The sequence below is a fragment of the Lachnospiraceae bacterium GAM79 genome (genome assembly GCA_020735665.1).
Lineage (GTDB): Bacteria > Bacillota > Clostridia > Lachnospirales > Lachnospiraceae > Coprococcus.
The window spans coordinates 750,260-763,910 of record CP085928.1; the positions used below are offsets into that span (position 1 = coordinate 750,260).

Genomic DNA, 13,651 nt, shown 5'->3' on the forward strand with positions numbered 1-13,651 from the left:
AGTATTAAAGGAGCAAAAGGAAAATGGCAAAGAAGATATCAGGTTCTGAGATAGTAATTGAATGTTTAAAAGAACAGGGTGTTGATATTGTGTTCGGGTATCCGGGGGGCGCGATTTTAAATGTCTATGATGCCTTATATAAGCATCAGGAAGAGATCACGCATGTACTTACATCGCATGAGCAGGGGGCAGCACATGCCGCTGACGGATATGCAAGAGCGACAGGTAAGGTCGGTGTCTGTATGGCTACATCCGGTCCCGGTGCAACAAACCTTGTAACGGGAATTGCAACTGCATATATGGATTCCGTTCCGATGGTTGCGATCACCGCAAATGTCGGAGTAAATATGCTCGGTAAAGACAGCTTTCAGGAGATTGACATTGCAGGTGTTGTAATGCCGATCACAAAGCACAGCTTTATCGTAAAAAATGTAGAAGACCTGGCACCGACGATCCGTCGTGCATTTAAGATCGCAAAGAGTGGAAGACCGGGTCCTGTTCTTGTTGATATCACAAAGGATGTTACAGCTGCAGAGACAGAGTATACATATGAAGAACCTGCAGTGATCGAACGTAAGACAGATACGATCCGGGAAGAAGACGTAAATAAAGTGATTGAGATGATCAAGGTATCCAGAAGACCATATATCATGGCAGGCGGCGGAGTGATCATTTCAGGAGCTTCCGAAGAATTAAAAGAATTTGCCGAGAAGGTAGATGCACCTGTATGTGACACACTTATGGGAAAGGGTGCATATGATGGTACAAGCGAGCGTTATACCGGCATGATCGGAATGCACGGAACCAAGGTATCGAATCTTGGAGTATCCAGATCTGATCTTGTGATCGTGGTAGGAGCACGTTTCTCCGACCGTGTAATCGGAAATGCTTCCAAGTTCGCACCAAATGCAAAGATCATCCATATTGATATCGATGCAGCCGAGATTGATAAGAATATTCCGGCAAATGCAAGCATTGTGGGTGATGCAAAAGAAGTTCTGACGATATTAAACAGTAAACTTCCAACTCAGTCAAATCGTTCCTGGATGGCAGAAATCAAGGATTTAACAGAGAAAAATCCGGTTACATACGACATGGATCACTTAAATGGACCGGCAACTATCAAAAAAATCTATGAAATTACCGAAGGAAATGCTATAATCACTACTGATGTAGGTCAGCACCAGATGTGGGCGGCACAGAATTACACTTATAAGGAGCCAAGAACCTTCCTTTCATCAGGAGGACTTGGTACTATGGGATATGGCGTCGGTGCAGCTATCGGTGCAAAATATGGCAGACCGGATAAGACTGTAGTAAATATCGCAGGAGATGGATGCTTCCGTATGAACATGAACGAGATCGCAACAGCGGCTCGTTATAAAGTACCGATCATTCAGGTGGTATTAAATAACCACGTTCTCGGAATGGTAAGACAGTGGCAGAATCTGTTCTACGGACAGCGGTATTCGAATACAGTATTAGATGATTCTGTTGATTTTGTAGCAGTATCAAAAGCACTTGGGGCAAATGCAAGTAAGATCACATCGATTGAAGAGTTTGAAACAGAGTTTAAGAAGGCATTGACAGCAGATGGTCCGACCGTACTGGATGTTATGATCGATTCCGATGATAAGGTATGGCCTATGGTAGCTCCGGGTGCTGCAATCGACACCTGTTTCACAGACAAAGATCTTGATAATTAAAAATAACAATATTAAAAAAGAAGGAGATAAAAAATGGCAAGAGTATTTAACTTTTCAGCAGGTCCATCCATGCTTCCTGAATCTGTATTAAGAGAAGCAGCAGAAGAAATGCTTGACTACAGAGGAACAGGCATGAGTGTTATGGAGATGAGTCATCGATCGAAAGCATTCGATACGATCATCAAAGAGGCAGAACAGGATCTTCGTGATATCATGGAAATCCCTGATAATTACAAAGTATTATTCTTACAGGGTGGTGCTTCCCAGCAGTTCGCTGCAATTCCTATGAACCTTATGAAGAATGGTGTAGCTGATTACATTATCACAGGTCAGTGGGCAAAGAAAGCATACGAAGAAGCTAAAAAATATGGAAAGGTAAATGCTGTTGCTTCATCAGCAGATAAGACATTCTCATATATTCCGGATTGTTCTGATCTTCCGATTGATGAGGATGCAGATTATGTATATATCTGTCATAACAATACAATCTATGGAACTACATATCACAAGCTTCCAAATACAAAGGGCAAGATCCTGGTAGCAGATATGTCATCTGACATTCTGTCCCAGCCGGTCAATGTATCTGACTATGGTATGATCTACTTTGGTGTACAGAAGAATGTAGGCCCGGCCGGTGTAGTAGTTGCTATCATCCGTGAAGATCTGATCCGTGATGACGTTATGCCATTCACACCAACCATGTTAAAGTATAAGACACAGGCAGATGCTGATTCTCTTTACAATACACCACCATGCTACGGTATCTATATCTGTGGCAAGGTATTCAAATGGGTAAAAGAGATGGGTGGCCTTGCAGCTATGAAAGAGCACAATGAGAAGAAGGCAGCAATCCTTTATAATTTCTTAGACAGCTCTAAGATGTTCAAGGGAACTGTAGTAAAAGAGGATCGTTCTTTAATGAATGTTCCGTTTGTTACAGGTGATGAAGAATTAGATGCCAAGTTCGTAAAGGCTGCAACAGAAGCCGGTTTTGTAAACCTGAAGGGACACAGAACTGTTGGTGGTATGAGAGCATCCATCTACAATGCAATGCCAATCGAGGGTGTTGAGAAGTTAGTAGAATTCATGAAGGATTTCGAAGAGAAGAATTCATAATAAAGGAGAATTTAAAATGGCAGTTAAAGTGAATTGTTTAAATCCGATCGCTGCATGTGGCATGGAGCTGTTACCGGATACATATGAAATAACGGATAATTATGCAGACGCAGATGCAGTTCTGGTAAGAAGCGCATCCATGCATGATCTGGAGCTTTCAGATAAACTCCTGTGTGTTGCAAGAGCAGGTGCAGGTGTAAATAATATTCCGCTTGATAAATGCGCAGAAAAGGGTGTTGTAGTATTCAACACACCTGGTGCAAATGCAAATGGTGTTAAGGAACTGGTTGTAGCAGGTCTGCTTCTTGCTTCCCGTGATCTGATGGGCGGATACAACTGGGTAAAGGACAATGCTTCTGATGAGAACCTTGCAAAAGCAGTTGAGAAGCAGAAGAAGCAGTATGCAGGTAATGAGATTGCCGGCAAGAAGCTCGGTGTTATCGGTCTTGGTGCGATCGGTGCCAAGGTAGCAAATATCGCAGTCAGACTTGGAATGGAAGTATATGGTTATGATCCGTTTGTATCAGTTGATGCAGCATGGGGCTTATCCAAATACATCAAACATATTACAAATGTAGAAGATATCTATAAAGAATGTGATTATATCACAATCCATGTTCCTGCACTTCCTGCAACAAAGGGAATGTTGAATGCAGATGCATTTGCAATGATGAAGGATGGTGTCAGAATCCTGAACTTTGCAAGAGATGTTCTTGTGAATGATGAAGATATCAAGGCAGCACTTGCAAGTGGCAAGGTAGCAAAATATGTAACAGATTTCCCAAATCCGGCAATCGCAGGTACAGAAAATGTAATCGCATTACCACACCTTGGTGCCTCCACAGAAGAATCTGAAGATAACTGTGCGATCATGGCATGCAAGGAGATCAAGGACTTTATGGAGAATGGTAATATCAAGAACTCCGTAAACTATCCAAATGTAAATATGGGTGTATGCGGTGACACTGCCAGAGTTACGATCTGCCATAAGAATATTCCTAACATGCTGACACAGTTTACCGGAGTATTTGCAAAGCAGGGTGGAAATGTATCAGGAATGATCAGTCAGGCAAAGGGTGAATATGCATATTCAATCCTTGATATTGATAAGGTTCCTACAGAAGACGATATCAATGCATTACTTGCAATTGATGGCGTTATCAAAGTTCGTGCGATCTAAGAAAAAAGATTAGGAGATTAGTAAAAATGAGTGATAAACTGAAAGTCGGTATTCTTGGTGCTACCGGTATGGTAGGACAGAGATTTATAGCATTATTAGAGAATCATCCATGGTTTGAGGTTGTAACAGTGGCTGCAAGCCCAAGAAGTGCCGGAAAGACATATGAAGAGGCAGTCGGCGACAGATGGAAGATGGATACTCCGATGCCGGAGGGCGTTAAGAAGCTCATCGTTCATAATGTAAATGAAGTAGAACAGGTTGCTGCAACTGTAGATTTCGTATTCAGTGCAGTTGATATGTCAAAGGAAGAGATCAAGGCGATCGAAGAAGCATATGCAAAGACAGAGACTCCTGTAGTATCCAACAACTCAGCACACCGATGGACACCGGATGTTCCTATGGTAGTACCTGAGATCAATCCGGAGCATATGAAGGTCATTGATTTCCAGAAGAAGAGACTTGGAACAACCAGAGGCTTTGTAGCAGTAAAACCAAACTGCTCCATCCAGTCTTATGCGCCGGTTCTTACAGCATGGAAAGAGTTTGAACCATATGAGGTAGTTGCTACCACATATCAGGCAATTTCAGGTGCAGGTAAGACATTTAAGGACTGGCCGGAAATGGTTGGAAATATCATTCCATATATCGGTGGAGAAGAAGAAAAGTCAGAGAAGGAACCACTTCGTATCTGGGGTAAGATCGAGGATGGTGTGATCGTTCCTGCAACAACACCGGTTATCACATGTCAGTGTATCCGTGTCCCTGTATTAAACGGACACACAGCAGCTGTATTTGTTAAGTTCAAGAAGAATCCTACAAAGGAACAGTTGATCGAAAAACTGGTATCCTATAAGGGCGTTCCTCAGGAACTTGAGCTTCCGAGCGCACCAAAGCAGTTTATCCAGTATCTGGAAGAAGACAATCGTCCACAGGTATCAATGGATGTTGACTTTGAACACGGTATGGGAATCAGCGTTGGCCGTCTTCGTGAAGACACTGTATATGACTGGAAGTTTGTTGGTTTATCCCATAATACAGTCAGAGGTGCAGCAGGTGGTGCTGTTCTTTGCGCAGAGCTGTTGAAGGCACAGGGATATATTACAAAGAAATAAATATATGATGGAAGATATCGCATAAGTAACTGTTAGCGAATAACAGAGATGTAGATATGTATCATATAAAGAAATAGAATAGGCATGGAATATGACGTTTTAGTTGTATTCCATGCCTGTTTGCATTAAAATGATAAATGAATTAAAAGAAAGGAATGGATCATTAAGTGACTTAGAGATCATATAGTGTTCCATAAATAGTATATAGTAATGCGACATTCGACGAATCACACATTTGTTGTCTGTGCTTATAAAGAGTCACCATATCTGGAAGAATGTATCCGGTCATTGGTAGCACAGACTGTAAGATCAAATATCGAAATCTATACATCAACGCCTAATGAACATATCAGAAATATTGGTGAGAAATATCATATTCCTGTATATGTAAACGAAGAAGCGGGACAGGGAATACAGGCAGACTGGAATTATGCATATAATCATGCAAAGACAGATTATGTAACTGTTGCTCATCAGGATGATGTGTATGAACCGGAGTATGTCCGCGCTTTCTTAAAATGTATAAAGACATATGATGATTGGAGCATATACTATACTGATTATACACCGATCAAGCATGGGGACAGTAGCAAGCGGGATGTAAACAGTAAAATCCGAAGGCTTCTTCGTTTTCCTGTAAAGAATCGTAGAAAGGCGAATAAAATCTGGCGGAAGAAATTAACTCTCTGTCTGGGTAATTCAATCGTATGTCCGCTTGTTACATATAACAAGAAACGACTTGGTGATACTGTGTTTACATCGGAATATGGGTTTAATCTCGACTGGGATACCTTCTACAAGCTGGCATGCCAGCCGGGAAGGTTCTTATATATGGATATGGTACTCGGTCATTACCGCGTCCATGATGGCGCCACCAGTAAGGACTTTATAGAGAACCATAACCGCGAGATCGAAGACCAGAGCATGTTCGAGAAGTTCTGGCCGAAATGGGTTGTGAAGGTGATCATGGTGTTCTACCGGCTGGCGTATAGGACGTATGATTAGCAGAAAGATAAGAGTAAGTATAATTGGAAATTATCATATAAAATCTATGAAAGTGAACATAAGAAAAGTATGAGAGATATATTATATATTGTTGTACCTTGCTATAACGAGGAAGCAGTTATTGATGAAACAACAAAAAGATTAACAGAAAAATTGAAAAATTTAATTATAACAGAGCGCATATCGGAAAAAAGCCGCATTTTATATGTAAATGATGGTTCTAAAGATAATACATGGACTATTATTGAGCGATTGTATAACGAAAACGAATTTGTTACCGGATTAACGCTATCCAGAAACAGAGGACATCAGAATGCATTGTTAGCAGGTCTGTTCGAGGCAAAAGAGTATGCGGACATGATTATATCAATGGATGCAGATTTGCAGGATGATATAGATGTTATTGATAAATTTGTAGATGAATATTATAACGGTTCTCAGATAGTTTATGGAGTTAGAAAATCCAGAAAGACGGATACTTTTTTTAAACGGACGACGGCGATAGCTTTTTATAAATTGATGCGTATGATGGGAGTTGAATTAGTTTATAATCATGCTGATTATCGATTGATGAGCAAGAGGGCAGTAGAGGAACTGGAGCAATATAAAGAAGTAAATTTATTTTTACGTGGACTTGTACCATTGATTGGCTTTAAAAGTTCTGTTGTGGAATATGACAGAGGTAAGAGATATGCAGGGGAGAGCAAATATCCTTTAAAGAAAATGATCTTTTTTGCAATAGATGGCATAACATCAACGAGTGTAAAACCTATAAGAATGATTACAGCCCTTGGATTTATAACAGCATTTATTAGTGTAATATTTTTGATTTATGTTATAATAGGACATTTAGTTGGACATACTGTATTAGGATGGACGACCATTATTGTATTAGTTTGTCTGTTTGGAGGTATGCAGATTATGTGCATTGGAATAGTTGGGGAGTATGTAGGAAAAATATATCTTGAAACGAAGAAAAGGCCGAGATATATTGTTGAGGAGAAAAAGCTAAAATAAAGACAATAAATAAAAAACACTAAGGCTTTATTAGATTAAAACCTTAGTGTTTTTGTATATATTAATTCCATATCCTTAGGACACCTGTACGGACATATGGTTCTGAGAAGTAAAAATCGTAATAGTATAGCATATAACCATTCGATGAGCAGATATTCCAGTTGTGAAATAGTTCCCTAAAATATTTTTCATGCCATGCACAGTGATAGACGCATAGTGCAAGTTGAATTGATTGTTTAGAAGAGAAAAGAAATGATCCGCCTTTGATAATGTCTGGTTCGCTTCCTTCGGCGTCGATTTTAATGAATAAATTTTCATTTTCAAGATGTTTTTCTTTTATAAAATCATCAAGGGAAATGTGTGTATCATCAGAATAGGATGAAACAAATTTTTTAATTATGACAACTTTATCTTTGTAGTTTTTGTATGTTTTTTCCAGTGCCTGAATCCATTCATTAGAGCATTCAAAAATGTATACTTTCTTTACAGCGTCGATATAATCAATAGGGAAAAAACCTTCAGCACCACCAATATCAAGAATTACACTATCTTTTTGAGGATGAAATTCTTCTGTTGTATATCGATGTGGTGATTGCGTGTCCTGCTCAAGTAGGATATTTTTAAAATAGCGTGCAGCACGGTATTTATTTGTAAATGCAGGTTTTAAATAAATATCAAAATTATGATAATTTGTAAAATATAAATTACTTGTCTTATCTTTTTTGATAGAAATATCAGAAGATTTGTATTGCTCTGTAAATTTATATGGAAATACATTTACTTTATTATCGTTTAAATATTTAGCTATTTTCATGTAGTCAGGGTTATCTTGTCTGGCTAGGTAATTGATTATTTTTTTCTTTTTTAATCGGCCGGATAATTCACATAAAATAAATTCCAAATCGTTTTGAGCTAGTTTATATGGTAATCTTTGCATAATGTATTACTCCTTTTCAAAGGTTATTTCATATACGTTAAATTCTGCACCGAAGTCAACTGCATCGGTAATAAGATTTAAGTATTTAATATTATTATCTTTAGACAAATAATTTAGATAACTATCGAGATAGAGAAGTTTTTTGTTTCCTAAGTTTAAGTTATGCAAGCGTTTATTAAGTATGATTGAACGTGTATTAACTTCATTGTAATTGTATGTAGACATATCAGAATAACTAGCACTGTCATTTGCATCTTCAGAACTATCAAGGAATTGTGTAGTATCAATAAATAAGTATGTTTTTTTCGTCTGATCAATTGACGACAATAAATTTGACTGATTAAAAAAAGATGAATTGGACATATATATAAAACTATCACATTTATATATTAATGGTGCGTATATTGTCATATGCCAACGACTTGGAGAAACAATTATTATATTTGAGTTTGTTGACAGATTTTCAATATAGTCGATATTTTTAGTTGTTGGAAAGAAATAAGAACATTGTTTTGTAGCAAGTATGATATTTATTGATAAAATTAAAGCTATAACAATTGAAAATAAGGTCATGTATATTTTTGCGTTGTGAAATAGTTTGTTAAATAATGAAAAAGTAATGTAAACAAATAAAATGCTTATTATAGGATAAACAATAAAAAGATAACGTGTAGTGAAATTGGACATTAATGATATATCAACGCGATAACTGCAGATAACAACAATAAATATAAATGTAATTATAATTGATAGTACAAACCAATTAATTTTTTTAAACAGAGAAACGATTGTTTTTTCTTTCAGAAAGGTTTTGAAACGTTTCTTCAGTTTTATGAAAAACGTTTCTTTTCTAAATAGAAAACTAAAAGAAAAGAATAAAATGATTAATACTAATAAAACTACAGGAAAATAGAGCATAATACCTTTACTGTATGGAGAGACGATGGAAAATCCAAATATATCTACAAAAACCATATATATACAGGTGAAAAAGTAGTATTTAAAAATAATCTGGTCATAATTTTCAATATCATCAGTTGTAAATGCCTTATAGGATGTGTCAGTATCATCTACAAGATCTGATGCGTCATTATTATTAGTAAAAGCTTGAGCAGTGGATGTAGTATATTTTCCCTCATCACGGAATTTGAATGTCTGAACTCCGAGCATATGATCAAGTGTAGCGGGGAAGATAGCAATAGAAAGAGCAACTCCAAGGATCATGAATCCTGCATATTTAGCCAAGACATGCCATTCCTTTTTAACCATCCAACATATACACATAATGGCAGTAAGCATAAATGCATATGGAAGGAAGAAATGATGTGTTAAGGCTCCCAGACACGTAAATATTGCTAACTTGATATAAGTTGAGATTTTTTTTCTGGAAGCGGTATCATAGTATAATTTGGCGTTATAATAAGCGAGAATAACGGCAAACATTGTAACCATAGTATACATACGGATAAATATCACCATAGACAAAGTTCCGACATTAAATGTGTTAAAAATAACACCTAATATTCCAACATATCTGGATTTGGACATGATTAATAAAAGCCTATAAAGAAATATAGACATAATAATATAGCACACAATATTAATAATAAAGCCTAATGCGGGAATGTATTGGTCAACAAAAAAAGATGATAAAAAGTGTAATGCAAAGAAGTAAAGAGGTGGGTGCATATCACAAGCCATATTATAATATACAGAACCAAATGAAAAACGTTCTCCTTTCTGAACAGTTAAATAATTTTTAAGCACTTCACCGGAAAGCCATTCATTACAGTTTTTATCATAATTATCATCATCAGATGAATATATATATGGTTCATAATAACTATTTGCAAGTCCAAAACTCCATTCTTCGTCAGAATGCGTTCCCTGTTTTTCTACAAAAAAACCATAACTAAATCTACAAATTCCAGCAAGAATAACTAAACATAATATGATATATACTGTTTTGTTAGAGTTAAAAAACTTTTTCATGTAATCCTCCTATGATAAACGAATAACATAAATTTAACATATTTGAAAAGAGAATGCTATATGTGTGTATTCGTTTTATTTAATATTTGTATTAACATTTTTCTATATAAAATAAAAATAATGAGGGCTATTGATAAAACATATAGTATAAATGCAAACATAGGTTTAAATTTTAAATAAAATAGGAAGATGACTATAGAAAGGATGATAAATAAATAACGTTTCCAGGTATATTTAATAGAATTTTTCAGTTTGTAGCATAATACAGTTTCGGAAATTACATACCAAATTATAAATGTACATAAACTGGAAAATGCAATATAGGTTATATGGGATGAGGATAAACATATAAATAAATCAAGGCAGGAACATAAAATGAGTGCAATAGAATTGATTGTTGTATATGCCCTGCTGCATTTTAATACTTTAAAGAAGTTGCAACTTACCAATAAAAGCAATGATCGGAAAATAATTGTACAATATAATATAGAAAGTATAGAGATACAATTTTTATATAAAGGCAGAAAATGTTCAATAAACATTTTCATAATATAAAAAGATGATAAAAGAAGAATAGTTACTATACACAGAATATTACTGGATATATTATAATATTTTAAATACTTTTTTGAGTCGATACGGGAAAGATACGGATAAATTAAATTTGATATTATAGAAACAATCATATATATGCCGGAAATTAGTGTAGCAGAAAAAGAGTACATTGCAAAATCTGTACTTGAATAAAAAATATTAACGAAGATACAATCAACGTTTAGTATTAGTAGTCCGATATGCTCGGATACCATAAATGCTATTCCTTTTTTTAAAAGAACAAATATATTTGCTTTTGAAGGTATTGTGTATTTGCCAAATACTAAGGTGCGATTTTGACATAACGAAAGAGTTGAACTAAACATAATAATGGCTGTTGATATAATTAAAGTATAAATATATGTTGTTTTAGAGAAAACAGCCATTGATATTATCATTAAAAGAGTCAGACAATAGTGCGATATTAATAATACCGCATCTTTGGTAAAATTTTTTGTAAATTGATTTATACTAGAAAAATAGCATCTAATATTGATTATAGGAATATTGAATGCTATAAATACAAATGTAATATATTGTTTATATGATAAGTGACTTTTTGATATAAATAAAATGGCAGACAAAAATATATAGGATAAAATTGTAATTATAATGAGTAAACGATTGTAATATCGGAAATGTTCCTCAGGTAAGGCATCAAAATTCAGACTACCATATTTGATGTAAATTCCATGAATTAATCCAAAAGATAACAGCCCAGAATAAGATGAATACAGTAAAAATGTACGATAAAGGGAATAATCATCTATATTCATTATTTTTGGAAGAAAAAGGCAGGTTAATACATTAACTAAAATTGTAGAAATGTTTGTAAGAACAACTGCAATAACATTTTTTTTATCTGAAGCTTTAATCATAATTATTTCCTTGATTATATGTATTGTTACAATTTATTTTAGCAGAAAAGACAAGAATAGCAATATAATTCTTGCTACCATCATACAATTGTGCTAAAATCAAACAGGATTGAGATAATGAGAAAATGGAGGCACACACATGAAGAAATTAATTTTAGTTACATCACCACCAGCCTGTGGAAAGACATTTATTTCCAAACAGGTGGCAAAGGCACTGCCTAATTGTGTATATCTTGATAAGGACACATTAATTGTTCTTTCAAAGCAGATCTTTGTAGTAGCTGGTGAGGAATATAACCGTTCATCCGATTTCTTCCAGAAGAATATCCGCGACTACGAATATTATTGTGTACTGGATCTTGCATTTGAAGCACTGGAATACAATGATACAGTTCTTATAAATGCACCATTCACGGATGAGATCAGAGATGATGAATATCTTGACAATCTCCGCGCAAAGCTTGCAGAAAAAGGTGCAGAGCTCTTTGTAATCTGGGTAAATACCAGAAAAGATGTCTGTCACGAAAGAATGATCAAGCGTGCATCAGACAGAGATACATGGAAGTTGGAGCACTGGGATGAGTATATCAACAGCCAGAACTTCAATCCACCGACAAATATCAAAGAACTCTTTATATTTGAGAATTCTTCCGATGAAGAGTTTAAAGCATCTATAGAAAAGGTTGTTAAGGCAATCAGAGGTTGATAGGGATTTTGAGTATTGCAACAGGAATCAGCGATGTTTTCTGTTGCAATATTTATATAGAAGAGCAGTTGATTACGAGATCTTCAGATTGATTACATTTGTATAAAATTCATATTGAAGACAGATAAACAGAAATCAGGAGGAACAGGACATGGCGGTTATCAGAAGCTTTAAAGCATTCAGACCAAGACCGGATATCTGCGACAGAGTGGCAGCATTGCCATATGATGTATATAACAGAAAAGAAGCCTGCGAGGAAGTGCGTCGGGAGCCGATGTCATTCTTAAAGGTAGATCGCGCAGAGACATCATTTGATGACAGTGTAGATACCTATGCACCGGAAGTATATAAGAAGGCTGGGGATCTTCTGCATGAGATGATGGAGGATGGCACTTATATCGAAGAAGAAAAGCCGGTTTACTACATATATGAATTGATTATGGACGGACGTCATCAGACAGGTTTAGTTGCCTGTGCATCGATCGATGACTATATGAATAACGTGATCAAGAAACATGAGAACACCAGAGAAGACAAAGAACAGGATCGTATCCGCCATGTAGAAGCCTGCGGTGCGCAGACCGGACCGATCTTCCTTGCCTATCGTTCGATTGATATCGTAAATCAGATCATTGACCGGGTAAAGTCAGGAGAGAAGCTGTATGGCTTTACTTCCCCTGATGGTATTACACATAATGTATGGATCATTAATGATGCAAATGATATCCGGACAATTCAGGATGCGTTTGCCGGTATCAATGAGATCTACATAGCAGACGGACATCATCGTTCTGCTTCCGCTGTAAAAGCAGGACTGCATATGAGAGAGAAGCATCCGGATTATACCGGAGAGGAAGAATTCAATTATTTCCTGTCGGTTCTGTTCCCGCATGATCAGTTGATGATCCTTCCGTATAATCGTGTTGTAAATGATCTGAACGGCATGACGGATGAAGAATTTTTAAAGAAGCTTGAAGATAAATTTGAAATAGAAGCCTGCAGCAAAGCTGTATCACCGGAGAAGAAGGGCAGCTTTGGTATGTATATGGATGGCAGCTGGTATAAATTAACGGTGAAGGACGGCGTGGTTCCGGAGGATGTCGTCGGTTGTCTGGATGTATCTGTGCTTCAGGAAAATGTTCTGGCACCGATGCTTGGAATCGGCGATCCGAGAACGGACAAACGGATTCAGTTTGTCGGTGGTATTCGCGGACTGTCCGAGCTGGAACGATTGGTAGACGGCGGAAAGAAGGTAGCATTTTCCATGTATCCGACATCGATCACGGAGTTATTCGATATCGCAGATGCAGGCAAACTGATGCCACCGAAGTCAACATGGTTTGAACCAAAGCTTCGAAGCGGAATCTTTATCCACAAGATAGTATAAACAGAGTACACAAGAGGAGAA

Annotated in this window: 10 protein-coding genes; 8 read left to right on the forward strand and 2 right to left on the reverse strand. The window is 36.5% G+C overall.

Going from position 1 to position 13,651, the window contains the following annotated elements; all coding sequences use genetic code 11:
* Nucleotides 1–23: 23 nt before the first annotated feature.
* The 6 genes from ilvB (at nucleotide 24) to LK416_03300 (ending at nucleotide 7,136) form a co-directional block, all read left to right on the forward strand.
* Nucleotides 24–1,706 (forward strand): biosynthetic-type acetolactate synthase large subunit, encoded by a 1,683-nt coding sequence (gene ilvB, locus LK416_03275; GenBank protein ID UEA75221.1) that lies wholly within the window; start codon nucleotides 24–26, stop codon nucleotides 1,704–1,706.
* 33 nt (nucleotides 1,707–1,739) lie between these two features.
* Nucleotides 1,740–2,822, forward strand: a complete 1,083-nt coding sequence (serC, locus tag LK416_03280; protein UEA75222.1) for a 3-phosphoserine/phosphohydroxythreonine transaminase — start codon at nucleotides 1,740–1,742, stop codon at nucleotides 2,820–2,822.
* 16 nt (nucleotides 2,823–2,838) lie between these two features.
* Nucleotides 2,839–4,002, forward strand: a complete 1,164-nt coding sequence (locus tag LK416_03285; protein ID UEA75223.1) for a phosphoglycerate dehydrogenase — start codon at nucleotides 2,839–2,841, stop codon at nucleotides 4,000–4,002.
* 26 nt (nucleotides 4,003–4,028) lie between these two features.
* On the forward strand, nucleotides 4,029–5,114 hold the full coding sequence (asd, locus tag LK416_03290; GenBank protein ID UEA75224.1) for an aspartate-semialdehyde dehydrogenase: 1,086 nt from the start codon (nucleotides 4,029–4,031) through the stop codon (nucleotides 5,112–5,114).
* 210 nt (nucleotides 5,115–5,324) lie between these two features.
* Nucleotides 5,325–6,119 (forward strand): glycosyltransferase family 2 protein, encoded by a 795-nt coding sequence (locus tag LK416_03295; GenBank protein ID UEA75225.1) that lies wholly within the window; start codon nucleotides 5,325–5,327, stop codon nucleotides 6,117–6,119.
* 69 nt (nucleotides 6,120–6,188) lie between these two features.
* Entirely contained in the window at nucleotides 6,189–7,136 is a 948-nt protein-coding gene (locus tag LK416_03300) for a glycosyltransferase family 2 protein (protein ID UEA75226.1), read from the forward strand.
* Nucleotides 7,137–7,197: 61 nt separating this feature from the next.
* Here the strand turns inward: LK416_03300 and LK416_03305 are convergent, their stop codons facing one another.
* Together LK416_03305 and LK416_03310 are read right to left on the reverse strand one after the other, a co-directional pair.
* Entirely contained in the window at nucleotides 7,198–8,073 is an 876-nt protein-coding gene (locus tag LK416_03305) for an FkbM family methyltransferase (GenBank protein UEA75227.1), read from the reverse strand.
* A gap of 6 nt (nucleotides 8,074–8,079) precedes the next feature.
* Nucleotides 8,080–10,065 (reverse strand): hypothetical protein, encoded by a 1,986-nt coding sequence (locus tag LK416_03310; protein UEA75228.1) that lies wholly within the window; start codon nucleotides 10,063–10,065, stop codon nucleotides 8,080–8,082.
* A 1,611-nt stretch (nucleotides 10,066–11,676) separates the two neighbouring features.
* On the opposite strand from LK416_03310, the gene LK416_03315 reads away from it, so the two are divergent.
* Together LK416_03315 and LK416_03320 are read left to right on the forward strand one after the other, a co-directional pair.
* Nucleotides 11,677–12,243 (forward strand): ATP-binding protein, encoded by a 567-nt coding sequence (locus LK416_03315; protein ID UEA75229.1) that lies wholly within the window; start codon nucleotides 11,677–11,679, stop codon nucleotides 12,241–12,243.
* A gap of 151 nt (nucleotides 12,244–12,394) precedes the next feature.
* The gene (locus tag LK416_03320; GenBank protein UEA75230.1) at nucleotides 12,395–13,630 is read left to right on the forward strand and encodes a DUF1015 family protein; all 1,236 of its coding nucleotides are present in this window, start codon (nucleotides 12,395–12,397) and stop codon (nucleotides 13,628–13,630) included.
* The last annotated feature ends 21 nt before the right edge of the window (nucleotides 13,631–13,651 follow it).